General features: G+C 34.2%; 20 protein-coding genes, 2 tRNA genes and 1 other annotated feature. Of the genes, 15 read left to right on the top strand and 7 right to left on the bottom strand.

The features are described 5' to 3' along the window. The 4 genes from AA81_RS02530 to AA81_RS02515 all read left to right on the top strand — a co-directional run. On the top strand, positions 1-749 hold a 749-nt coding region (locus AA81_RS02530), incomplete at its 5' end, for a GTP 3',8-cyclase MoaA (RefSeq protein WP_103898085.1). A 2-nt stretch (positions 750-751) separates the two neighbouring features. Then, complete coding sequence (gene moaC / locus AA81_RS02525) at positions 752-1234, top strand: cyclic pyranopterin monophosphate synthase MoaC (protein ID WP_103078573.1); 483 nt, start codon at positions 752-754, stop codon at positions 1232-1234. Continuing rightward, a complete protein-coding gene (locus AA81_RS02520) occupies positions 1212-1661 on the top strand; it encodes an MOSC domain-containing protein (protein ID WP_103078572.1) in 450 nt (149 codons plus the stop codon). Before moaC ends, AA81_RS02520 begins: the two co-directional genes overlap by 23 nt. An 11-nt stretch (positions 1662-1672) precedes the next feature. Further along, entirely contained in the window at positions 1673-2155 is a 483-nt protein-coding gene (locus AA81_RS02515; RefSeq protein ID WP_103078571.1) for a MogA/MoaB family molybdenum cofactor biosynthesis protein, read from the top strand. A gap of 27 nt (positions 2156-2182) precedes the next feature. Here AA81_RS02515 and AA81_RS02510 read toward each other — a convergent pair whose 3' ends face one another. From AA81_RS02510 to AA81_RS02480, 7 genes are read right to left on the bottom strand one after another with little or no spacing between them, the layout of a single operon-like run. Continuing rightward, positions 2183-4162, bottom strand: a complete 1980-nt coding sequence (locus tag AA81_RS02510; protein WP_103898084.1) for a glycoside hydrolase family 13 protein — start codon at positions 4160-4162, stop codon at positions 2183-2185. A gap of 2 nt (positions 4163-4164) precedes the next feature. Further along, the gene (abc-f, locus tag AA81_RS02505) at positions 4165-5994 is read right to left on the bottom strand and encodes a ribosomal protection-like ABC-F family protein (protein ID WP_245863375.1); all 1830 of its coding nucleotides are present in this window, start codon (positions 5992-5994) and stop codon (positions 4165-4167) included. Between the two features lie 16 nt (positions 5995-6010). Next, complete coding sequence (locus tag AA81_RS02500; protein ID WP_245857163.1) at positions 6011-6973, bottom strand: ABC transporter ATP-binding protein; 963 nt, start codon at positions 6971-6973, stop codon at positions 6011-6013. Next, positions 6930-7382, bottom strand: coding sequence for an SsrA-binding protein SmpB (gene smpB, locus AA81_RS02495; protein ID WP_103898082.1), 453 nt, complete (start codon positions 7380-7382; stop codon positions 6930-6932). The genes AA81_RS02500 and smpB overlap by 44 nt, the downstream gene beginning before the upstream one ends. A 45-nt stretch (positions 7383-7427) precedes the next feature. Beyond that, positions 7428-8558, bottom strand: a complete 1131-nt coding sequence (gene disA / locus AA81_RS02490; RefSeq protein ID WP_103078567.1) for a DNA integrity scanning diadenylate cyclase DisA — start codon at positions 8556-8558, stop codon at positions 7428-7430. Between the two features lie 4 nt (positions 8559-8562). Continuing rightward, positions 8563-9909 (bottom strand): DNA repair protein RadA, encoded by a 1347-nt coding sequence (gene radA, locus AA81_RS02485; protein WP_103078566.1) that lies wholly within the window; start codon positions 9907-9909, stop codon positions 8563-8565. Then, complete coding sequence (locus AA81_RS02480) at positions 9906-12398, bottom strand: ATP-dependent Clp protease ATP-binding subunit (RefSeq protein WP_103078565.1); 2493 nt, start codon at positions 12396-12398, stop codon at positions 9906-9908. The genes radA and AA81_RS02480 overlap by 4 nt, the downstream gene beginning before the upstream one ends. Before the next feature lie 292 nt (positions 12399-12690). Here AA81_RS02480 and AA81_RS02475 point away from each other — a divergent pair. The 11 genes from AA81_RS02475 to AA81_RS02425 form a co-directional block, all read left to right on the top strand. Further along, positions 12691-12766, top strand: a tRNA-Thr gene (locus tag AA81_RS02475). Positions 12767-12784: 18 nt separating this feature from the next. Beyond that, positions 12785-12871 (top strand) — tRNA-Tyr (locus tag AA81_RS02470). 37 nt (positions 12872-12908) lie between these two features. After that, the gene (gene rpmG / locus AA81_RS02465) at positions 12909-13073 is read left to right on the top strand and encodes a 50S ribosomal protein L33 (protein ID WP_103078564.1); all 165 of its coding nucleotides are present in this window, start codon (positions 12909-12911) and stop codon (positions 13071-13073) included. Positions 13074-13110: 37 nt separating this feature from the next. Next, the gene (gene secE, locus AA81_RS02460; RefSeq protein ID WP_012208210.1) at positions 13111-13329 is read left to right on the top strand and encodes a preprotein translocase subunit SecE; all 219 of its coding nucleotides are present in this window, start codon (positions 13111-13113) and stop codon (positions 13327-13329) included. A 56-nt stretch (positions 13330-13385) separates the two neighbouring features. Further along, on the top strand, positions 13386-14450 hold the full coding sequence (locus AA81_RS02455; RefSeq protein ID WP_103898081.1) for a transcription termination/antitermination NusG family protein: 1065 nt from the start codon (positions 13386-13388) through the stop codon (positions 14448-14450). 52 nt (positions 14451-14502) lie between these two features. Beyond that, positions 14503-14928 (top strand): 50S ribosomal protein L11, encoded by a 426-nt coding sequence (gene rplK, locus AA81_RS02450; RefSeq protein ID WP_103898080.1) that lies wholly within the window; start codon positions 14503-14505, stop codon positions 14926-14928. A 17-nt stretch (positions 14929-14945) separates the two neighbouring features. Continuing rightward, complete coding sequence (gene rplA, locus AA81_RS02445) at positions 14946-15656, top strand: 50S ribosomal protein L1 (protein WP_103898079.1); 711 nt, start codon at positions 14946-14948, stop codon at positions 15654-15656. 19 nt (positions 15657-15675) lie between these two features. Then, positions 15676-15814, top strand: a sequence feature (ribosomal protein L10 leader region). Between the two features lie 12 nt (positions 15815-15826). Then, positions 15827-16363, top strand: coding sequence for a 50S ribosomal protein L10 (gene rplJ, locus AA81_RS02440; RefSeq protein WP_103078560.1), 537 nt, complete (start codon positions 15827-15829; stop codon positions 16361-16363). Positions 16364-16381: 18 nt separating this feature from the next. Further along, positions 16382-16768: a 50S ribosomal protein L7/L12 gene (gene rplL, locus AA81_RS02435; RefSeq protein ID WP_103078559.1), complete on the top strand. Its 387-nt coding sequence runs from the start codon at positions 16382-16384 to the stop codon at positions 16766-16768. Positions 16769-16917: 149 nt separating this feature from the next. Further along, positions 16918-20481: a DNA-directed RNA polymerase subunit beta gene (rpoB, locus tag AA81_RS02430; RefSeq protein ID WP_103078558.1), complete on the top strand. Its 3564-nt coding sequence runs from the start codon at positions 16918-16920 to the stop codon at positions 20479-20481. A 73-nt stretch (positions 20482-20554) separates the two neighbouring features. Then, positions 20555-24737 (top strand): DNA-directed RNA polymerase subunit beta' (locus tag AA81_RS02425; RefSeq protein ID WP_103898078.1); only part of this gene is annotated, 4183 nt, incomplete at its 3' end.

Here is a 24737-nt window from a genome sequence, read left to right as displayed (position 1 = left end):
GAGTAGAGTTAATCAATGAGTTAATGAAAATTTATGCACGTGAAGATATTAGTATGAAAACCAAGGGTGTTCTTCTATCAAAATATGCTTTTGCTTTGAAAAGGGCATGTTTGTCTAGGGTTAACATAAGTCTTGATTCTTTAAATCCCGATACCTATAAAACAATTACTCGAAGGGGCGAGTTTTCGCAAGCAATTGAAGGGATTAAAGCAGCACTTGAAGTTGGCTTAAGTCCAGTAAAGATTAATACAGTTGTGATGAAGGGTTTAAACGATAGTGAATTGGAAAGTTTTGTCGAACTCACAAAGGATAAAGATCTACACGTGAGATTTATTGAATATATGCCTATGGGTGAAACAAGCCTTCTTTCTGGTAATTATTATGTATCTCTAAACGAATTCAAGGAAAAAATTATCAATAAGATGGGTATGGTCCCTGTAGATATAAAAAATAATGGCCCTTCAAAGGATTTCAAAGTCCCTGGGGCAAGGGGAACTGTAGGGTTTATCACCGCTATTAGTCATAACTTTTGTTCAACATGTAATCGGATGAGATTAACCGCTGATGGATTTTTGAGGCCTTGTCTTGCCAGCGATGTTGAAGTAAATATGCGCGATGAAGATGGGAAGATTTCTACAGAAGGTGTGAGAGAAAAGTTTGAAAAAGCTCTTCTTTTTAAACCCATCAGTCACAACTTTTACAAAAATAATTTCTTCCCAAAGAAAAATATGTCTCAAATTGGAGGATAGGTATGAAAGAATTTACTCATATAGACGAAAAAGGTAGGGCAAAGATGGTTGACGTTACAGATAAAGGCGAAACCAAAAGAGAAGCTATAGCCTATGGACAAATAAAGCTAAAAGACTCAACCCTTGAAAGGATAAAGAATGGTCAGATAGAAAAAGGAGCTGTTTTAGAAACTGCAAGAGTGGCTGGAATTATGGGTGTCAAGAAAACAGCTGAGTTAATCCCAATGTGTCACCCTTTGTTGATAACCGGCATAGATATAAAATTTGAATTTGAAAATGCTACAACTTTAGGTATCTACGCAACGGTGAGAACAACAGGCAAAACGGGGGTTGAAATGGAAGCATTTACTGGTGTTTCAATAGCGGCTTTAACTGTGTACGATATGTGTAAGGCTGTAGATAAAGATATGGTGATTAAAAATATAAAATTACTCAAAAAGACTGGAGGTAAAAGTGGAACTTATGTTAGAGAAAACGGTGAGTAAAGAAGGTAAAGTTGTCAAAGTTTGTAAATGTGAGAAAAGAGGAATGCTCAAAAAAGAACAAGATAAAATAAACATTATAACTAACTATGGTGTAGAGGGTGACTATCATGCAGGAAGAAGTCATAGGCAAGTCAGTCTGTTGGGCGTAGAAAGTCTTGAAAAGATAGTAAAAGAAAAGAATTTAAATTTAAAAGATAAATATTGCAACTTCGCACAGAATATAACCATAGAAGGGATAGAGTTATACAAATACCCTGTAGGAACCAAATTTAGAATAGGTGAAAGTGTATTACTCGAAATTACCGAAATAGGGAAAGCAGGAGAATTCAATCCTGATAATATAATGCTGACAGAGGGGATCTTCGCCAAAGTTTTAGAAGGAGGCATCGTGATTCCGGGTGATAAATTAACAATTGTTTCAGAGTAGGAGGGGAAGTAATGATTAAAGTAGCAATAATAACAATAAGTGATAAAGGATCAAAGGGTTTAAGACAAGACAAAAGTGGTGAATTACTAATTAAGATGATTGAAAAGGAAGGTTGGATTAAAACTCTTTACCTAATAATTCCAGATGAAAAAGAAGAAATAGAACAAAAATTAAAAGAAGTATCCGACAATAATATTGCAGACTTAATACTCACAACAGGAGGAACAGGTTTTGCTCCAAGAGACGTTACGCCAGAGGCTACGAAAAACATTATCGAAAAAGAGGTTCCGGGAATTCCGGAAAAAATCAGATATGCCACAGCGGAGAATACCCCAATGGCATATCTTTCTAGAGGAGTTTGTGGCATTAGAAAATTTACTCTAATTATCAATTTTCCAGGTAGCACTAAAGCGGTTAAAGAATGTTTTGAAGCCATTAAAGATCTTATCCCACACGGAATTAATATTTTAAAGGGTGAGATAACAGAACATTAAAAAAGCCATATATGCAAGCAAGGAGAATCAATTAATTTTAAATACAAAAGCAATTTTCTCTGGAATTTTCAGAGATTTTTTGCCATCAGTATAAGAATTATCGCCTAAATTGAAATCTTTTGTAGAGAATAAAAGGTTTAGTTCGCCTTCTTTTTTATCGAGTAGCCATAATGGCAGTTCAATACTAATTTCTTTTTCCTCCCTATTTATAACGGTGATTATACTTTCACTTTCATTCCATGAAGCGTAAGATACGTATCCTCCATTCCAATCAAGAAAATCAAAAGAACCTTTTCTCAATGCTGGATGCTCTTTGTACATTTTAATTAATTCTTTTGTGGAATTAAACAACATTTTATTTTCTTCACTTTCTTTTCCCCAAGGGTAAGGTCTCCTATTATCGGGGTCTGTCCAACCTTCCAAACCTATTTCATCACCGTAGAATAATCCTGGTGATCCTGGAAGAGTAAACATTGTGACTAATCCTATTTTGAAAACATCTAAATCCTTTCCAAGGGAAGCTTCTTCATGAGTTTTTGGTCCCAATCTCCCAACTTTTCGTGTGGTTCTTGTCATCCATCTAGAATGATCATGATTGCTCAGTTGGTTTAAAGCAATAAATTTACTATTCATAGGTAATTGAGATAAGGCCCATCTGACTGAATTAACGAAATATTCAGCATTTTTTAAGAGCTCAGGTTTATGATGCTCGTTGTGTTTTTCAGTGCCTGTAAGAAAATAACTAACAGGATCCATGCAGGTTATATAATTCATTATGGAATCCCAGCATTTTCTTTCTAACCAAGCAAGAGGTGATTTATAAATTTCTGCAAATATTATAGATTCAGGGTTTGCCTTTTTTACAACTTTGTAGAAGAATCTCCAAAAAGCTGTGTTCATTTCAAAGGATTTACCTAAATCGTCTGCAACATCGAGTCTCCATCCATCTGCATTGAAAGGTTCGCTTACCCATTTTTTTCCAATATCTGCTATGTATTTCCATAAACTGATATTTCCGTAATTCAATTTTGGTAAGGTATAAAAGCCCCACCAACCCTCATAACTTTTTTGGGTGTTGTTCCAATAAAAATAACTTTTGTAGGGAGAATCTTCGTTATGTAGACTACCTTCACCATATAAATCCATTTCGTCTATCCATTTATGAAAAGAGCCACAATGGTTGAAAACACCATCTAAAATAACTTTTATATCTTTTTCATGAGCTTGTTGAATCAAAAGCCTTAAAATTTCGTCGCTTTTTTCAAGATTCTTTATAGATGTAGTTCTGACTTTGTACTTTTCGTTCAGATCTTCCGAATCTTCCTCTATAACCCCAAAATGAGGGTCTACATGTTCGTAATCTTGAGTATCATATTTGTGTGGACTTGGAGAAACAAAGATAGGGTTTAGGTAAATCGTTTCCACTCCTAAATCTTTTAAGTAATCAATCTTTTCTAAAACTCCTTGTAAATCTCCGCCATAAAACTCTCTATGACCATTTTTAGGATCTGGCAGTGAGTTCCAATCTTTTTTTAAAACTTCTTGACCATCGTATTGATACTCATGGGATACTGGATCATTTGTTTCATCTCCGTTTTTGAATCGATCAACAAATATTTGATAATATATAGAACCATGGGACCATTTTGGAGTTTTAAAATCTGCGACGAGTACAAAGTCATGAATAGCACGATTTTCTACAATACCCATAGCGTCATAGAACATTTTTTTGCCCTTTTCTATTAAATCTATTTCGAAATGGTACCTAACAATTCTATCTGGCATTTTGAAAGTACTTTCAAAAAAATAAAAGTAAGTAGTTTCTTTTGAGAGTTGCATTGGTTTATGTTGATAATTTTTTGAATTTTTTTGAGGAGTAAAGATAACACTTCCGATGCTTTTACCTAGGTATTTTGGGATTCTTAGCTTAATCGTGACATGGTCATCTATACTTGGTTCTTCTGGATAAAGATAGGAGTTGGTTTGATCTGAATATATGCCTTTCATGATTAACCTCCGTAATTATTGTTTGAGATTTTAGTATGGTGATTTAATTCTTCTACATATTTACTTTCCAATTTTTGCAATTTTGTAAGTTCTTTTTCTAATTTGTTTTTTTCTTCAATTAATTCTAACACCTTAGTATAATCGTCCCCATATTCAAAAAGTTTAGCTTCAACTGAATCTAAATTTTCAAATAGCAATTCCGATTCTGCCCTGATTCGTGATATTTCCTTATTTAAAGTTTTTATTCTGTTTTTAACTCTTTTATTTTGTCTGTATTCTTTGTTTACTTTTTTTTCTTTTTTTATTTTAAAAGAGTTATTTTTTATTTCTTCTAAAAGAGGTTGAATATTTTCAGATATTTTGGATTTTCCGTTGTCTATCAAAAGAAATTTGTTGGCGATATTCTCAATAAAAGATTGATCATGTGAGACAAATATGATGGCTCCTGAGTACTCTTTAAGTGCTTGCTCCAAACTTTCAATTGTTAGGATATCTAAATGGTTGGTAGGTTCATCCAATATCAAAACGTTTGGCTTCTCAAGTAAAATTTTAGCTATTGCCAACCTTGTGAGTTCTCCACCAGAGAGTTCACTTACTTTTTTGAACACTTCGCTAGAATAGAATCCAAATCTCCCGAGATACTTTCTTACTTCGAAATCTTTCCAATCCTTTACCAATTCCCACGTTTCATTTAGGACGTCAGATTCTTGAGAGAGATTAGATATAACTTGATCTAAATATCCGATTTTGATATTGTATCCCCATTCAATGCTCCCTTCATGATTTTCTAATTCATCTATCAATAATTTTAGTAAAGTGCTCTTTCCGCACCCATTTTTTCCTAAGATGGCTAATTTTTCTTCTTCGTAGAGTTCAAAAGAGATGTTTTTTAATAATTGTTGTTCTTCGTTGTAGGAAAAAGAAAGATCTTTAACTTCTACAACCTTGTAACCAGTTTTTGTGGGTTGTGGGATTTTTACATCTATACCTTTTTCTTCTTCGATGTTTTGAATCTCTTGGAGTTCATTTTTCAACTCTTCTAATTTTCTTTCGCGGATTACTGCTTGTCTGACCATTTTTTCTGTTCCCCAACTTCTGTAACGCTCTATCATTCTTTCGAGTCTTTCGATCTCTTTTTGTAAGTTCTGTTTTCTTAAATTTACTGAATTTATATAAATTTCACGTGATTGGATGTATTCTTTGTAAGTTCCTTTGAATTCCCATATCTTTGAATTGTTTATTTCCCAATATTTGTTACATAACTGTTTTAAGAATGTCCTGTCATGGGATACTATAACCATCGCACCTTTGTAATTTTTGAGATAGTCGATTAACCAATCAATAGAGTAGAGATCCAGGTGATTAGTAGGTTCGTCAAGAAGTAATAAATCATTTTTTTCAGAAAGTGTTTTTCCGAGGGATAATCTAGTTAATTCACCACCACTTAAACTAGAAACATTTCTATCCCATTGGCCTTCTTCAAAACCAAGTCCTACTAGCAAACTCCTAACGTTCTTATCGACCATATGTTCAGGTGTATTTTTTGAGACGCTTTCTTTTAGAAAGTCATACAAAGTAGGATCTATTTTATTTAAATCTAATCTATATTGCTTTAAAAGAGATATATTTAAATCATTTTTCTTGAGCACTCGTCCTTCGATAGGCTCAATATTTCCTGAAATAATATTCAATAAAGTAGTTTTTCCGGCTCCATTTTTACCTATTAAAGCGATCCTATCGTTTTGATTTATAACCAAGTCGACATCGTAAAAAAGGTAAAATTCACCGAAATTATGTGATACATTTTCGAGTCTTAATAGCAAACTTATCACCTTAAGTATTTGATTCCTATGGTTGATTTGGGGTGGATATTATATAAGAATATATGTCTTCCAAAGTTGGACGTAATTTTCTTATCGAGACGTTAAAATTATCCATTGTAAATGAATTATCTTTTGAATCAATTATTAATTTTTCTTTGGATACGGGTTTTATTGCCAAAACATCTGAGAGATCTTTTAAATAGGTTAATATTTTTTCATGGTCTTTTTCATCAAAAGTTAATTCGTAAATATTAATTATAGAATCGAATCTTTTGTAAATATTTTCTATATTGTCTTTAATAACAATTTTTCCATCTATGATTATCCCTACACTTGTAGCTAATTGTTCAACTTCCCATAGATAATGGGATGTTATCACTATTGTTGTTCCATTTTTGATGTTTTCGTTTAATATATAACGTCTTATAAACCTGGAGGATTCAACATCTATGGCATTCGTTGGTTCGTCCAACAAAAGTATTTTTGGGGATTTTAATAATGCCCTAGCTATATTCAGCTTCTGTTTATTACCAGAAGAGAGGTTTTTTGTTAATTTGTTTTTATATTTTTCCAATCCAAAACTATACAAAAATTCGTTAATTTTTTTATCACTATTTTCGATATTTGAAGCTAAAGAAAACAATTTCAAATTTTCATAGGGGGTTAAATCGTTTTCCAATACAGAATAATCAGAGACTAAAGAGATCACCTTTCTAAGGCTTGGTTTGTTTTTGGAAAGATCTTTTCCGAGTATTTCCACCTTTCCTTGTGAAGGAGTTAAAAGAGTGGAAATAGTCTTCATAATGGTAGATTTGCCTGCACCATTGGGGCCTATAAGTCCAAAAATCTCTCCTTCATTAATTTCTAAATCAACATTATCAACCGCAACCGTTTTCCCAAATCTTTTTGTTAAACCATTAATTGATATTGCTGATGAGACTTTTTCAGATATTTTCATATTTTTGTTGTTTTCTAATTCTCCTTTCATACTCTTTTTCTGCAATCTTTTCGCGCTTATCGTATTTTTTTAATCCTTTAGCCAAAGCAATTTTAACCTTTATCAGTCCTTTATTGTTAACATAGAATTCGAGGGGAATTATCGTCAAACCTTCCTGTTTAACTTTAGATCGCAAACGCCTTATTTCTTTTTTATGAAGTAAAAGTTTCCTCGGCCTTTCTGGATCGTGATTGAATATGGATGCCCCTGAATAAGGGCTAATGTGAATATTGTATAAAATTAATTCTCCGTTTTCTATTTTACAGAAACTATCTTTGAAATTAATTTTTCCTGCTTTGCTGGATTTCACTTCTGTACCCAACAAAGAAATCCCTGCCTCGAAGGTTTCTATTATTTCATAATCGTGAGTAGCTTTTTTGTTTCTTGCAAGAATGGTTATATTCCTTCACCTCTAAAAACTATATTATTTTTTATAATATTAACTTCAAACGCGATAACTAGTATCTTCCTCTTTTTCTTTATTAATTATTTGAGGAGGTTCCTGTTCTAATTCTTCTTTTTCCCTTTTCTTTTTGTTCAACGCCCCCAAGATTATTTCCGCCCTTCTTTTACCTATTCCGCTTACATTTGTTAATTCTTCGAATGTGGCGTTCATTAATTCTTGAAGGTTTGTAAAACTTTCCACAACTTTTTTTACCGCAGTAGTTGGTAACCTGGTAGAATAAAGGATTCTATAACCTCGTGATGTTAAAGTTGTTTCCTCCAGATCATCTTCAGATGAAACATCAATATAACCCAGAGTTTTTGCTATTTTGAAGGGATCGACTAAATCGTTAAAGTCTAATTCTTTGAATATGCTTGTGGCATCTTCGGGTCTTTGATACTTTAAATTTTCTGAGCTGTAATCCATTATAACAGCGCCCACATACTTAGGGATTGTTCTTAAGATTTCTTCATATTCTAATTTTGCGCTTCCAGCAATTTCTCCCAATTCTAATAAGTATTTTTCGGCTCTTTGTACAATTTTTATTGTTAGTAAACCTTTGGAGAGTATCTCCACAACATCAGATAGGCTTACATTTTCCCTTGTCTCTTCGATATTTAGATAGTCTAAAAGGTTCATAAAGCTCTGTCTGTATCTTTGTGCAATGGTAATTTCTTGATTTAATCTAGCAAACAAAACATTTTCGGGTAGGAGCTCATATTTCATTTTATTATAATACACTGAAACAATATTCCTTCTTTTAGAAACCGCAACGGTTAAATCTCCCGTTTGAATAGACACTTTTTCTGCAGTTTTGTGTCTCATGCCGGTTTCTGAACTGGGAATGCTTTTATCAGGGTTAAGCTGTGTGTTTGCTGCAAGAATTTGAGTTCCATCGCTATTTAAGACAATAGCTCCATCCATTTTTGAGAGTTCATAAATTTTTTCAGGCAAAAAATCCGAATCGAGTCTAAAACCCAACTGTATTAGTCCTTCTTTAAGATGCTTTTCAGGTTGTGAACAAAAAAACAATAATGCCCCCAAGTTTGCTTCCATTATCCTGTCTATACCTTTTCTAATAGGCTTTCCTGGAGCCAACAAATCAAAAATTCTTTCTAATTTTTCATTCAAAATTTTATCCCCCTTTTTTAAATAATTTTATCAAATCTTTTACACTTTCTGCAACTACAATAGAGTTTTTTTTAGGGGAAAGATTCTTTGGAATAACTATATTGTTAAAACCAATTTTCTGTGAAAGCTCCAACCTTTTTTCTAAAAGAGGAATACCCCTTATTCTTCCATCTAAACCTATTTCTCCAAAGGCTATCGTCGAAAAAGAAAGGGGTGTATCAAATGTCGAGGAGATTAAAGATAAAGCTATGGCAACATCCATTGAACTGTCACTGATTCTTAGCCCTCCTGCGCTGCTGACAAATATATCTTTACTTTCCAATGGGAGCTTCAACTTTTTGGAAAGTACTGCAATTATCATTAAAAGTCTATCTAAAGGTATACCCGAAGTAACCCTTCTAGGGGACCCATACACAGGGTTGCTGACTAAAGCTTGTATCTCTATGGGAAGCAATTTTTGACCAACTTTTACTATAGTTAAAGTGTTTCCCGACTCATTTGAATAATCAGATAAGAAAAAAGAATTTATGTTATCTATTGGTTTTAAACCTTTTTGGGTTATTTCAAATAAAACAACTTCATCTGTAGGGCCGTACCGATTTTTAGCCACTTTTAAAAGCCTTAGTCCAGATCCACCTTCCAATTCCATTTGAAGAACACAATCCACCATGTGTTCTAACACCTTTGGGCCAGCGATAGCTCCTTCTTTGTTTACATGACCTACCAGAACTATAGGGATATTCTTTTTTTTAGCGTATTCTACCATCTTTCTAGTACTTTCCCTTACTTGGAGAATACTACCAGGTGAGGAATCAATACTGTCTATTTTTAAAGTTTGAACAGAATCTATGAAAATAACAGAAGGGGTTATATTAGACTTTTCTATAGCATTAAGTATAACATCCACATTATTTTCGAATATTAATCCTATATTTTTATTTCTTATTTCTAGCCGTTTAAATCTTTGAACGACTTGTTCTGTCGATTCTTCGCCGGAAACGTAGAATATAAATCCTTGAGGTATCTGAATAGACTTTGCGATTTGTGCCAATAATGTGCTTTTTCCAATACCTGGATCTCCACTCAGCAAATAGACCGCACCTTCCACCAACCCACCGTTTAACACATTATCAATTTCTTGAAAATTAGTAGGGATCTTTTTTGCTGGAGGAAGCTCTTGATCAAGAAAGACTATATCTGGAACTTTAAGGTTTCCAGTATTAATAGTAACATCCGCGGTATTGTATTCTACCGCGGACTCTAATTCGTTACAAATAGGACATTTTGCGAACCATTTATCCGATTCATAACCACAATTACTACATACATAATGTTTTTCAGATTTTCTCAACTATTAACCACTTTCTTTTCCATTTGTTTCTTGCTCTTCGGACTTCTTCTGAAAGAAAGATTATCTTTAGATTTTTTGTGAGTTACAAGTATTTTATCTCCTTCTTCATATTTTCCTTTTAATAACTCTTCGGACAAAGGATCTTCAATATATCTTTGTATAGCTCTTTTCAATGGTCTTGCTCCAAAAACAGAATCATATCCCTTTTCCAGTAAGAAATCAATAGCGCTTTCTTTAACGGATAATGTAAGATTTCTTTCTTCCAATCGGCTTTTTAGGTCGCTTAGTTGAATGGATATAATATTTTTGAGTTGATTTTTAGTAAGCGGGTGAAATACGATAACATCGTCTAATCTGTTTATGAATTCGGGTTTGAATGCTTTCTTCACTGCAGACATTACCTGCTGTTTGATATCTTTATATTCACTTTCTACCGTGTCTTCTTCTACAAAACCTAAACTTCTCTTAGTTTTATTAATCTGTTCAGAACCAAGATTAGAGGTCATAACAATTATCGTGTTTCTGAAGTCAACCGTTCTTCCTTGAGAATCTGTTAATCTACCTTCATCCATTATTTGCAAAAGAATATTATATACATCCGTATGTGCCTTTTCTATTTCGTCCAGTAAAATTACGGAATACGGTCTTCTTCTTACAATTTCTGTTAACTGCCCTCCTTCATCGTAACCGACATATCCTGGAGGGGCACCTACAAGCCTTGAAACGCTAAATTTCTCCATGTATTCACTCATATCAATTCTCACTAAATGTGTTTCATTTCCGAAAAGGTATGCTGCTAAAGTCTTTGCTAATTCGGTTTTTCCAACGCCAGTTGGCCCTAAAAACATAAATACACCTGTTGGTCTTCTTGGATCTTTTAATCCACTTCGTGCCCTTCTTATAGCCTTTGCAACTGATTTTATAGCTTCATCCTGCCCTACCACTCGTTCATGTAATACGGCTTCTAAATTCAATAATTTCTCCATCTCTTCGAGACGTAATTGTCTTAAAGGGACACCGGTCCAATTGGATATTATTTCAGCTATATCCTCTTCGTTTATTGGAATTATTTTATTTTCAGCTTCAGTTCTCCATTTTGAGTATTCTTCTTCGTACTTTTCTTTCATATTTTTTATCTTTTCCTCAGTTTCTTCTTCAAAGTCCGGATCATTTCTTTTACTTTCAAAATCTGCTATCTTTTCAGATTGAATTTTTAGTTTGTTGGGAAGTGTTAGAGCGCTTAAACGCGCTTTAGCCCCAGCTTCATCAATAACATCAATCGCTTTATCTGGTAGATGTCTATCTGTAATATACCTTACTGAGAGTTGTACAGCTGATTGAATTGCAGAATGTTGATATTTAACTTTGTGATGCTCCTCATATTTGGATTTTATACCAGATAAGATGTTTATAGTCTCTTCAATAGTCGGTTCAGTCACATATATTTTTTGGAAACGTCTTTCGAGGGCTGGATCCTTTTCGATAAATTTCCTGTACTCACTTGCCGTGGTAGAACCTATAACAGTAATTTCTCCATTTGCTAAAGCTGGTTTTAATACATTCGCAGCGTCCATGGAAGAACCCTCTGCTGCTCCGGCTTCTACAATCATATGTAGTTCATCGATAAAAAGAATAATATCTTCAGTTTTTTGCAATATTTGCATCAATTTTTTCATTCGTTTCTCAAATTCTCCTCGATATTTTGTTCCGGCTACTATTGAAGTAATATCCAAGGAGAAAATAGTTTTATTTTTTAATATCTCTGGTACTCGGCCTTCTACAATTCTTTGTGCCAAACCTTCAACTATAGCGCTTTTACCTACGCCTGCCTCGCCTATCAAAACAGGATTATTCTTTTTTCGTCTAGCCAATATTTCCATTATGCGGTTTATTTCTATTTCCCTTCCAATTATAGGATCCAATTTATGTTTCTCAGCTTGTGCGGTTAAATCAGTTCCGTATTCTTCGAGTTGCTTAAGTGCATTTTGTTTTTGGCGCTTTCTTTCTTCTGACTCTTCGGTTTTAGCAATCTCCATTTTTCCGGATGATCTCCCTTTTATCATCATATCTGTTAGTTCTTTTCTCATCAAAGTTAGATTTATTCCGGAACGCTTCAATATATGAGAAGCTATTCCTTCTGCTTCTCTACAGATACCTAAAAGAAGATGTTCTGCGTCTATCTTGCCAAAACCCATGAGTTCAGATTCATCGTATGCCAACTCTAATATTCTTTTTGCTCTTGGGGTAGGTTGTGGAGAACCTATTATTCCTTGGGTAGAATTTGTACCAACAACATTTGTTATTTCCATTTTTATAGAATTATAGTACAAATTAAATTCCTCAAATACAGTATCTAAATGGCCTCCTCCAACTTTTAACAGTCCCAATAAAATGTGTTCTGTTCCAACATAGGGGTGTCCCATCTGTTTTGCTTCATTTTGAGCCTCAATAAAAACTTTTGCAGCTCTTTCTGTAAAATTATCAAACATGTCTACTCTCCTCCTTTGCCGTGCACATAAGCAACAGAAACTACCAATAAGTTCGCGTCGCTCTCTTATAGAAATATTATTATTTGCTATTTTTTATATCCTCATTTCACTATTATTGTACCATGAATATTGTTAAAAACAAAATATGTAAAGATAAATTCTTTGTTATTAGATTTTTTGATAACAATCATCTATCAAATTAAAGTACAATTTAATATATTTTTAACTTAAAATCCATTGACAACGTTTTTTTGGTTTGATATAATCAACTTCAGTTGGTAAATAACTGATTGCCGATGTAGCTCAACTGGCAGAGCGGCTGACTTGTAATCAGCAGGTTGGGGGTTCAAGTCCCTTCATCGGCTCCACTGTTTCTCGGATATCATGGTGAGGTGCCCGAGTGGCCAAAGGGGGCGGACTGTAAATCCGCTGGCAGACTGCCTTCGAAGGTTCGAATCCTTCCCTCACCACCATTTATATTTTAATTCGTCTTAGAAAGAGGTGATAACATTGGCTGCTAAATCTCAAATTATAAAATTTTCTTTAAAATGCACAGAATGTAATAATAGGAACTACTATAAAAAGAAAAATAGAAATTACAAAGAAAAAATTGAGCTGAAAAAATACTGTCCTCACTGTAGAAAACATACTCTTCATGTGGAAGCAAAAATTTAATTGTATATTCTTAACAACTATATGGGAGTGTTTATAAATGTCTAAGTTTTGGATTTTTTTAACTTCCGTTTGGCAAGAAGCGAAGAAAATTAATTGGCCTACAAGAAAAGAGTTACTAAATTCTACATTGGTTGTGCTGATTGTTATAGCAATCTTTGCTGTTTATCTCTTTGCTGTTGATTTTGGACTTTTACAGCTATTTTCATGGTTGGTTTATCCGGTTTTCTTAAGAGGAAGCGGGGTACCTACTCAATAATTATTTGATTTGAGGTACATAAATTGTTGACAGAGATGTGGTGAGAATAATATAAGATGCGAAAAGAATGGTATGTGCTACAAGTTTATTCTGGAATGGAAAATAAAGTTAAAGAAACTCTAGAAGAGAGAATAAAGAATTTAGGGTATGAAAAGTATATTGGAAAAATAATAATACCTGAAGTTGATGAATTAAATTATAGTAACAAAAGAGTGCAGAGAATCTATATTGAAAAAGAAGCTCAGATATTTGTTAAAAAAGGTAAGGATGTAAAGAAGGGAGATATTTTAGCAAGAGAACCAGAAATATTTGCAAAAATTTCGGGAAAGATAGTAGATATAAAAAATTTCCGTAAGATCTTAGTTGAGACAGAAGGGAAAAAGTATTCAAAGACGTTTTTAATACCAGAAAGCGCCGGCCTATTAGCCGGGTTAAAAGCGGGGAAAAAAGTACGAGCAGAGACTCCTTTTAGTAAGAATCTCGAATATAAGAGTGATGTTGACGGAGAAATTGTGTCTGTTGAAAAAATTAAAAGAGTAGTTATAGAAAATGAATCGAAAGAAGATGATACCTATTTATTGCCTAGAGAAACTTTCATCCACGAGAAATTTAAGGTAGGAAGTAACGTTCGAATAGGAGATAAATTATGCGAGTCTAAAGAATATAAAGCAAAGTTTTCTGGAAGGATAGATATTAGAGAGACTCCTTTTCACAAAGAGATAAAAATCATAAAAACAAAAAAGAAAAATTTATTTCCAGGTTATGTTTTTGTTGAAATGATGTATACTAAAGAAACTGAAGAATTAGTTAGCAATTTACCGTATGTATCTACTATTTTAAACATAGGCGGGAAACCTGTAAAATTGAATAAAAATGAGATTAGAGCTGTTCTTAGATTAATGGGTGAGGAAGCTTACCAAAAAAGGCAAGTTAAAGAAGTTAGAACCGATTTCGAAGTAGGAGAGCATGTAAAGATTATAAATGGCCCTTTTGAGTATTTTACAGGTAAAATTAAAGATTATGATTTGGAAAAACAAGAAGTACAAGTTGTAGTCACCATGTTTGGACGTGAAACTACAGTAACATTATCTTTAGGAGAAATTGAAAAGATCATTGAATAAAGAGAATGTGGGAGGGATTTTTCCCAATTTACCACAAGGAGGTTAAAAGTTTATGGCAAAAAAGCTTTTGAGGGTTGTGAAATTACAATTGGAAGCTGGCAAAGCGACACCTGCTCCACCTGTTGGACCGGCACTGGGGCAATATGGTGTAAATTTGATGGAATTTTGTAAGAAGTTCAACGCTGCAACTGCGGATCAAGCAGGAACATTGTTACCAGTAGAAATATCTGTTTTTGAAGATAGGTCCTTCACGTTTATAGTAAAAACTCCTCCCGCTTCTTTTTTAATAAAAAAAGCTGCCGGTCTTAAATCCGCCGCCAAGGAACCAGGCAAGGAAGTTGTTGCTAAAGTTAAGAGGAAACAGCTTCGTGAGATTGCTGAAATGAAGATGAAAGATCTGAATGCTAAGGATTTAGATGCGGCTACGAATATTATTGCCGGAACTGCAAGAAGCATGGGAATAGAAATTGAAGATTAAGAAGGGAGGAGAGGTTTATGCCAAAACATGGAAAAAAGTATAAAGAAGTGATAAAACTTGTTGATAAACAAAAAAAATACGGTATCGATGAGGCGTTGGATTTAGTTAAAAAGACTTCTTACACAAAATTTGATGGTACTGTAGAGCTTCATGTACTTTTGGGAATAGATCCCAAAAAGGGAGATCAAAACGTTAGAGGTACAATTTCCCTGCCCAAAGGTACGGGTAAAAATGTGAGAGTTTTAGTTTTTGCGGAGGGAGAAAAAGCTGAATTGGCTAAGCAAGCAGGTGCTGATTTTGTTGGTTCGGATGACTTAATAGATAGAATAAACAACGAAGGCTGGACTGATTTTGATGTAGCAATTGCCTCTCCTGATATAATGAGGAAGATAGGAAGGCTTGGTAAAGTATTAGGTCCACGAGGTCTTATGCCTTCTCCCAAAGCAGGAACAGTAACCGATGACGTAGCACAAGCAGTTAAAGAGTTTAAAGCCGGCAAGGTGGAAGTTAGAAATGACAGAACGGGAAACATACACGTGCCTATCGGCAAGGTTTCTTTCGATAATGGTGATTTAAAAGAAAACTTAATTGCCGCTTTTGAACAATTAATGAAGATGAAACCAGAAAGTTCAAAGGGAAAATTTATTAGAAAAGCTGTGATTGTTGCTACAATGGGACCAGGTATCAATATCGATTTGAGCACATTAACCTTAACATCTGTTGCCTAAGTTATGGTACTTTAAGTAAGTAATAATAGGATGCGTGCCAAAGAAAGTAGGTCTTTAATTGGTTAAAGAGGCAGAATCTCGCCTACCGAGGTACGCGGAAAAAGGAATAATTTTTGTTCCTTTTAACCGCTACCCGTTGCGGTTTTTTTTATTTAAGGAGGTGTTATTTTTTGTTAACTAAAGAACGTAAAAAGTCTTTAATAGACAACTTTATCGATGCCTTGGATTCTTCTCCTGTTATTTTGTTTATTGATTTTACTGGAATGTCAGTGGCAGAAACTAATGACTTCAGAATAGAACTGTATAAAAACTTTGGAAAGGATGTAGTTTACACCGTCTATAGAACTTCTTTATTAAAGACGGCTGTCAAATTAGCTGATAAGGAATTGGAAAACTTTGAAAATTTTTTTGAAGGTAGTACAGGGGTTATACACGCTGAGGAATCAGACCCCATTGAAGTGTTAAAAGTAGTGAAGAAATTTTCCGATTCTCACAATAATAAACCTTTTATTAAAGGTGGAGTTTTGGAAGGAAAGATTTTTGATTCAGCTCAAGCTGAAGAGTATGCGAAGCTACCGTCGAAGCAAGAGCTTTACGCCACTGTTGTTAGGTCTCTTAATAATCCTATTTCTGGTTTGGTAAATGCTTTAACTGATAATTTAAGAAAACTAGTGTATGTGTTTAACGCTATTAAGGAGAAAAAATAAGTTTGGAGGTGTAGGAAAATGACAAAAGAGGAACTTATAAACGAAATTAAAAATATGACCGTAGGAGAACTGGCTGAATTAGTAAAAGCGCTCGAGGATGAATTTGGAGTTTCTGCAGCAGCCCCCGTAATGGCAGCAGTACCAGGTGCAGCAGGTGTTTCTTCCGCACAGCAAGAAGAAGAAAAAACAGATTTTGATGTTGTTTTGAAAAGTTTTGGAGACAAAAAGATTGGTGTAATAAAAGTGGTAAGAGAAATCACAACTTTGGGTCTAAAAGAAGCTAAGGATCTCGTAGAAAAGGCTGGAACTCCAGATGCAGTGATAAAAGAAGGTGTCCCAAAAGAAGAAGCAGAAGAAATAAAGAAAAAACTTGAAGAAGCAGGAGCTGAAGTAGAATTAAAATAAGTCGAATTCGAAATTAAGTTGAAGTCTTTTTTTAACCTTTTCTTCAAGAAAAAAAGTTATAATTGTGTTCGCATTGGACATTATGTCTAATGCGATTTTTCGCTTATTTTTAACCAATATTATTTTGACTAAATACCGAGGTGGTTCCTTTGAATACGGTCACAAGAGAAGTTGGTAGGAGAGAAAGAAAATTTTTTGGAAAAGTTCCTGAGAAATCTGAGATATATGAGGATTTAGTGAAAATTCAAAAAGACTCTTTTAAAGATTTTTTAAACAACAAGGTTATGGAAAGCATAAAAAGATATATGCCGATAAAGATACCTGTTAAAACAAGCGGAAAGAAAAACAAAGAATTTTTGATTGATTTCGTGGATGTAAAGTTTGAAGACCCATCTTTTAGTGAGAGTGAATGTAGGGACAAAGGATTAACTTATGCGGGCAAAGCTTATTTAAAGGTCAGAATAACTGACTCAGCAACGGGTGAAATGATAGAAAAAGACGACATATTTTTGTGCAACATACCTTATATGACTAATAGAGGTATATTTATTATTAATGGAGCAGAAAGGGTAATAGTTAACCAACTCGTTAGGTCACCAGGGGTATATTTTATAAAAGAAGAAGAGACAGATACCTCGAAAGAAATGTTTATAGCACACTTTTTACCTATTAAAGGTGCATGGTTGGAAATACTTTACAATCCTAATCCAGGTAAAGAGGTTCTTCAAGTCAGAATAGATAGAAAAAGAAAATTCAATTTTTTCCTTTTTTTAAGGGCATTGGGATACGAGAATGATTTGGATATATTACGTTTATTTCCAAAAGAAATTGATTTAGAAGATGAAGTTGATTTGGCAAATTATAGTAATTGTACTGTATTGTCGGATCTATCGTTTAAAGAATTAGATAATATGGATCCCCCAAGAAAAACGATATACGGCATGAAATTACACGAAGTCTTAGAATTGTTGAAAAAATATGAAATTAAGAGTGTAACAGTAGCACATTTGGTTGCGGAAATAACGTTGGAAAAGATGAAAAAAAGATACGAAAAAGAAGAAAGTTTAACTTCTATGGAAGCTTACAAAGAAATTTTTTCAAAATTAAAGCCTACTGAAATCCCTAGGGCTCAAAAGGCTAAAGATGAAATAGAAGATATGTACTTCAATCCGGATAAATTCGATTTTTCACAGATTGGAAGGCAGAAAATTCAAGTCAAATTGAGAAAAGCTTATATTGATTACCTACGTGAGGTCGAAAAAAAGGATATTTCTGAAGATATGGAAGATAAAATAAAATATCCTATTAAAACATTTGCCATAGATAAGTTAGACATCATCTTGTCCGCAAGGTATTTGTTGCATGTAAGAGAAAATATTGAAGGGCTCGACACAAGAGATCATTTGGGTAACAAAAGAGTGAGATCAGTTGGAGAACTCATGCAAATAGAATTTGAAAGAGCTTTTTCTAAAATGATTCAGCACGCTCCTGAAAAAGTTGCGGGCGTTCAATCCATGAATAAAATAAGTCCTCAATCCCTGATAAATTCAAGGGCAATAATGACTGCTTTTCATCAATTTTTTGCATCTAGTCAATTATCACAATTCTTAGATCAAGTTAATCCTTTAGCTGAGCTAACCCATAAGAGAAGGTTATCAGCAATAGGTCCTGGAGGTTTGAAAAGAGAACATGCTAAGTTTGAAGTAAGGGATGTTCACCATTCTCATTATGGAAGGATGTGTCCCATAGAGACTCCGGAAGGTGCGAATATTGGATTAATTACTTCTATGGCAATTTTAGCTAAAGTTGATGAATTTGGCTTTTTGAAAACTCCTTATTATAGAGTAAGACATTCAAAAGTTGATTTAAACAATATAGTATATTTGACTGCTGACGAAGAAGAACTTTATAAAATTGCCCCTGCTTCCGCAGAAATTGGGGAAGATGGTTCTTTCATAGAAGAGTATGTCGAAGCTAGATATTTGGGAAAGGTGAGTTTGTTTCACAAAGATGAGATTGAATATATATCGGTCACGCCAAAACAGATAGCCTCTGTATCAGCTGCTCTTATTCCATTTTTAGAGCATGATGATGCAAACAGAGCTTTAATGGGGTCAAATATGCAAAGGCAGGCCGTTCCTCTTCTTAGGCCCCAAGCTCCTTATGTTGGTACAGGAGTAGAATGGCTAGCAGCAAGAGACTCGGGTTATTTGATTATGGCAAATCATAAAGGTATGGTTGATTATGTAGATGGAAGAAAGATTGTAATTATTAGATTGGACGAGGAGAATAACATTTTAAAAGATTCCAATGATGAACCCTTAAAAGATGAATACACTTTATTAAAATATGTCAGATCTAATCAAGACATGTGTATAAACCAGGTTCCTATCGTAAACGTTGGAGATATTGTAGAAAAAGGGGAGCCCATAGCGGATGGTCCGTCCATGGACATGGGTGAGTTGGCTCTTGGGCGTAATGTTTTCATTGGATTTCTTCCGTGGGAAGGATACAACTTTGAAGACGCCATGGTGGTTAGTCAAGAATTGTTAGAAAACGATACTTTTACATCGATACATATAGAAGTTTTTGAAACAAAAGCTATGGATACTCAGTTGGGCCCTGAAGAAATAACTTCAGATATTCCAAATGTTAAAAAAGAACTTTTAAGAAATTTGGATGAAGAGGGAATAGTTAAAATTGGTTCTTACGTATCTTCTGGAGATATTCTAGTAGGAAAAGTAACACCAAGAGGGGAATCAGATACCACTCCCGAAGAAAAACTCATTAAATCAGTATTTGGTGATAAAGGTAGAGACATTAAAGATACATCTTTAACGGTTCCTCACGGAATAGAAGGAAGAGTTATAGACGTTCAGATTTTTGATCGTAAGGATATTCCTTCTTTGGAAATTGGTGTAAATAAATACGTCAAAGTTTTCGTAGCAACAAAAAAGACTCTACAAGTTGGAGATAAATTAGCAGGTAGACATGGAAACAAAGGAGTAATTTCGACCATTTTGAATAAAGAAGACATGCCATTTCTACCAGATGGAACACCTTTGCAAATGTTACTTTCACCTTTAGGAGTTCCGTCAAGGATGAATATTGGACAAGTTTTGGAACTTCATTTAGGATGGCTTTCGATGTTAACCAACGATTACTACGCCACACCAATTTTTGATGGTGCAACTGAATCTGAAATCATGGGTGAGTTATCTAAAGTAAGAAAAGAAAGCAACTTATATTTAGGTGATGATCCTGATCATCCTAACGGAAAAATTGTTCTTAGAGATGGTAGAACAGGTGAGCCTTTCGATTTTCCTGTCTCGGTAGGTTCCATGTATATGTTGAAATTATCCCATATAGCAAAAGATAAAATCCATGCAAGATCAACCGGTCCATACTCTTTAATCCACCAACAACCATTAGGTGGTAAAGCACATTTTGGCGGACAAAGATTTGGGGAAATGGAAGTATGGGCTCTAGAAGCTCATGGAGCTGCGCATACTCTCAACGAAATGTTAACTTATAAATCCGACGATATTAGAGGTAGGAATGAAGTTTACAAAGCGATATTAAAAGGAGAAAATCTTCCCGAACCAGGGATTCCTGAAAGTTTTAAAGTTTTAACAAAAGAATTACAAGGACTAATGTTAGATATAAAGCTTTACGATGAAAATGGAAACGAGTTAGATGTTGATAGACTCTAATTAATAAATTGAATCTAAGTTTCAACGTTGACGGAGAGTAAAATAAAAATGTACCCTCAAGGAGGGATTTCAATTGGCAAATGTTTCTTCCTTTCAAAGAAAGATTGCTAAAATAAAAATAGGTATAGCTTCTCCCCAAAGTATATTGGAAGCATCAAATGGTGAAGTTAAAAAACCCGAAACTTTAAATCACAGAACAGGTAAACCTGAAAAAGATGGTTTATTCTGCGAAAAGATATTTGGTCCCGTAAAAGATTATGAATGTGCCTGTGGCAAGTATAAGGGGAAAAAGTATGAAGGAACAGTATGTGAAAGATGTGGTGTAAAGGTTGAATCCAAAGAAGCCAGGAGAAGAAGGATAGGTCATATAGAATTGGCAACACCTATTTCTCACATTTGGTATTTAAAATCTTCTCCATCTATTCTTTCTATCATATTAAACATCGGTGTGAAAGATTTAGAAAATATCATTTACTATGGGTCAAAAAGAGTTATTGAAAGAGCTTATTTAACGCTTCCTGGCCCCGAGAACGAAAATTTAGGATATTTACCTGGAGAAATATTATATCAAAGAGAATATGAAATATACGCTGAATATTTAGATTTAAGGGTAGAACCTGCTGTAAAAATAGTTTCAGTTAAGGGTATGCCCGTAGCCGATATAGATGGAACGGTAGAAATAAAATCTGAGTTAACACAGACTGAAAGAGAATTGAATTGGATAATAATCAAAGATGATACGGGAGTTGAAAGAAAATATCCTGTATTTGAAGGTTCATCAATAATGGTGGAAGATGGGCAAAAAGTTGAGAAAGGAACGCCTTTAGCAGATAGATTTTTGTTTGAAGAAGATTATCTAACCCAGAAGGAATACTCCTTATTCTTAGAATACTATCCGGGTTCCATAGAAGTTGAAAGAGATATTGAGCGAGATACACCAATTGTAGTTATAACTGATATAGATAAGAGATTTGCAAAGAGAATAGGCAAAAAAACCGGAGATATCTTACTCGAAGACGAAGCGAGAGCCTATGAAGAAGTAATGAAGATACTAAACTCAAAGATTAAAGAAGAAAGAGAAAGAGTAATTGACAAAGAATTGATATCGGAAATCGAATTTTCTGAAAAGAAATTTGAAAAAGGTACAAAGATTACCCAAGATGTGTTAAACGAGCTTCAAGAATTTGGAGTAAAGGATTTAGTTGCAAAGGAAGAAGACGGGACAGAAAAGTTATTCCAAATAAACAGATATGAAAGATTTGAAAATGGTTATGGTGCTGAAGCCATTCAAAAATTGTTGAAGAAGATCGATCTTGAAGTATTAAAAGCACGATTAGAATCCGAATTAGAAAAATTGGATAGGAAAAGTCAAAAGAGTGTAAAAATATTAAGGAGATTGAAACTAGTTAAGGATTTTATTAAATCTGGCAATCAACCTGAATGGCTAATTACAAATATCATACCCGTTATACCACCCGATCTGAGACCTTTGATACAAATTGAGGGTGGAAGGTTTGCCGCAACCGATTTAAATGACTTGTATAGAAAGGTAATAAATAGGAACAATCGTTTAAGAAAGCTATTAGAAATGGAAGCGCCAGAAATAATCGTAAGAAATGAAAAAAGGATACTTCAACAAGCAGTGGATTCGCTTTTCTACAATGGCCGTGTTGGTAAACCAATGACCGATAGAAATAGAAGACCTTTAAGATCACTCACAGATTTATTGAAAGGTAAAAAAGGAAGATTTAGAAGAAATCTTTTGGGTAAAAGGGTTGATTATTCTGGTAGAGCTGTCATTGCCGTTGGACCTGATCTAAAGATTCATGAATGTGGATTACCAAAAAAGATGGCCTTAGAACTATTTAAACCTTTTGTTCTAGCAGAGTTGTTGAAAGATTCAAATGTGGCAAGTAAAAGTGCCAGAAAATTCAAAAAAACTATAATAGAGAAAGAAATGCCTGAAGCTTGGGAGGTTTTAGAAGAGGTTATAAAAGGGCATCCTGTTCTGTTAAATAGGGCACCTACCCTACACAGAATATCAATTCAAGCTTTCATTCCAAAATTAATAGAAGGTAACGCGATAAGGTTACATCCATTGGTTTGTCCTCCGTTTAATGCTGATTTTGATGGAGATCAAATGGCTATACATATTCCTCTTTCCAGTATAGCCCAAGCAGAGTCAAAATTTTTAATGTTATCAAGGTATAATATTATCTCGCCCGCGAACGGCAAACCATTGTCTATGCCCGGAAAAGATATAATTGCTGGTGCATATTATTTAACCATGCATGAAGATGAGAAGTTCGAAAATCTAAAGGTACCTACTAAAGTTTCTGAATTGGGGAAAAATGGATATGTAAGACACATATTCTCTGAGGACTTAGAAGCAACATATGCTTACGAATACCTAAAAATAGTGGATTCAGATATATATCTTCAAGATGGAGAATTAATATGGAAAAAGTCTAATTTACCTCTCCATGAACCAATTGCGTTTAGATATAAAGATGGTAGTATCCTTAAAACGACTATTGGAAAAATAATTTTTAACGAAGAAGTGCCGGAAGATTTAAGAAATTACTCACAAAAAATGGATAAAAAGAATCTAAAAGAGCTAATATTTAACACTTTTGAGAAGCATGGAATAGATAGGACCGCCGATCTTTTAGATAGTATTAAAGATTTTGGTTTTCATTATGCAACATTATCAGGATTAACAATATCTATACGTGATGTATTAGTTTCTCCAAAAAGGGAAGAACTTATAGAAGAATCTAAGGAAGAAGTTCTAAATATCGAATCACTCTATGAGGAAGGTTATCTTACAGATAATGAAAGATACAAGGAAATAATTAAGGTTTGGGAAAACGCCACTGCCAAAGTTACAGTAGAAACAGCGAATACATATCGAAAACACACATTCAATCCAATTTGGATGATGATTGAATCTGGAGCTAGAGGTAATATAGATCAATTGAAACAATTAGCGGGTATGAGAGGATTAATGGCCGATCCATCCGGTAAAATAATCGAAGTTCCTATCACTTCAAACTTTAAGAATGGATTATCAGAATTAGAATTTTTCACCTCAACACATGGTTCGAGAAAAGGATCAGCTGATACAGCTTTAAGGACATCGACAGCTGGATACTTAACCAGAAGACTCGTAGATGTTGCACAAAGTATGACTATCACAGAAGATGATTGTGGAACAGACAAAGGTATTGAGGCAAGAGAACTTTGGGCCGACGATTCAAAAATTGAAAACCTTTCAGACTTTTTATTTGGTAGAGTTTTGGCTAAAGATGTCTTGGATCCTGAAACAAAGGAAATAATTTATAATCCCCGAGCGGATAAAAAATATGAAAAAGGAATAATCTTAAAAGAAAAAGACGCCCAATTCTTGGCAAATTATGTAAAAGAGATTCCTGTATCGAAAGAAAAAACGATAGAGGTTGAAGAAGTGCCAAACGATTCATACTTAGAATCATTAGAAGATATACAAGTAGAAGGTAAGGTATTAATCAAAAAAGGTGAAGAAATCACAGAAGAAGCCATAGAAGAGGCATTCTTACACGGTATACAAAAATTGAATGTTAAAGAATATAATGCAGTAGATTACGTTTACGCCGGAGAAGATCTAAAAGTTGGAGTTGATGGAAAGGTCGTGACTTTGCTTAAATATCAAGAAAAAATAGACTTAAAGGTTTCCAAAGTCCTAGAAAAACATGGGATAAAAACGGTTACTGTTAGACCATCTATTTTCATTAGATCTCCTCTTACATGTGAGTCTGAAAATGGAATCTGTGCAAAATGTTATGGAATGGACCTTTCAAACTACAAATTAGTCAACATAGGAGAAGCTGTAGGAATAATAGCTGCACAATCTATAGGTGAACCAGGTACGCAGCTAACTATGAGGACCTTCCATACAGGTGGTATAGCTACCACTTCGGATATAACCCAAGGTCTACCCAGAGCTGAAGAATTGTTTGAGGCAAGAAAAAAGACGAAAGGACCCGAAGGAGAATTCTCGAAGATAAAAGGTATAGTAAGAGCTATTGAAAGAGATACTGAAAACAAAAGAGGAAGAAGATTAAAGATAATAATAGAAAATTCAGATGGTGAATTGGAAAGTTATGAAGCTGATTATAGGACAAAAGCGGTTGTAGAAGAAGGAGATAAAGTATTACCGGGTCAAAGATTAACAACGGGAAATATAAAACCAAGAAAAATACTCAAAGAATTAGGAG

This window comes from Petrotoga halophila DSM 16923, from assembly GCF_002924615.1.
Note: the sequence above shows the minus strand (reverse complement) of the source record. Positions and strands in the feature narration are given on the sequence as shown.

Bases quoted from the DNA above. Each gene is read 5' to 3' on its own strand.
- moaC (WP_103078573.1), top strand. From the start codon at position 752: ATGAAAGAATTTACTCATATAGACGAAAAAGGTAGGGCAAAGATGGTT.
- AA81_RS02520 (WP_103078572.1), top strand. From the start codon at position 1,212: ATGTTAGAGAAAACGGTGAGTAAAGAAGGTAAAGTTGTCAAAGTTTGT.
- AA81_RS02515 (WP_103078571.1), top strand. From the start codon at position 1,673: ATGATTAAAGTAGCAATAATAACAATAAGTGATAAAGGATCAAAGGGT.
- AA81_RS02510 (WP_103898084.1), bottom strand. From the start codon at position 4,162: ATGAAAGGCATATATTCAGATCAAACCAACTCCTATCTTTATCCAGAA.
- AA81_RS02500 (WP_245857163.1), bottom strand. From the start codon at position 6,973: ATGAAAGGAGAATTAGAAAACAACAAAAATATGAAAATATCTGAAAAA.
- AA81_RS02480 (WP_103078565.1), bottom strand. From the start codon at position 12,398: ATGTTTGATAATTTTACAGAAAGAGCTGCAAAAGTTTTTATTGAGGCT.
- secE (WP_012208210.1), top strand. From the start codon at position 13,111: ATGTCTAAGTTTTGGATTTTTTTAACTTCCGTTTGGCAAGAAGCGAAG.
- AA81_RS02455 (WP_103898081.1), top strand. From the start codon at position 13,386: ATGCGAAAAGAATGGTATGTGCTACAAGTTTATTCTGGAATGGAAAAT.
- rplK (WP_103898080.1), top strand. From the start codon at position 14,503: ATGGCAAAAAAGCTTTTGAGGGTTGTGAAATTACAATTGGAAGCTGGC.
- rplA (WP_103898079.1), top strand. From the start codon at position 14,946: ATGCCAAAACATGGAAAAAAGTATAAAGAAGTGATAAAACTTGTTGAT.
- rplL (WP_103078559.1), top strand. From the start codon at position 16,382: ATGACAAAAGAGGAACTTATAAACGAAATTAAAAATATGACCGTAGGA.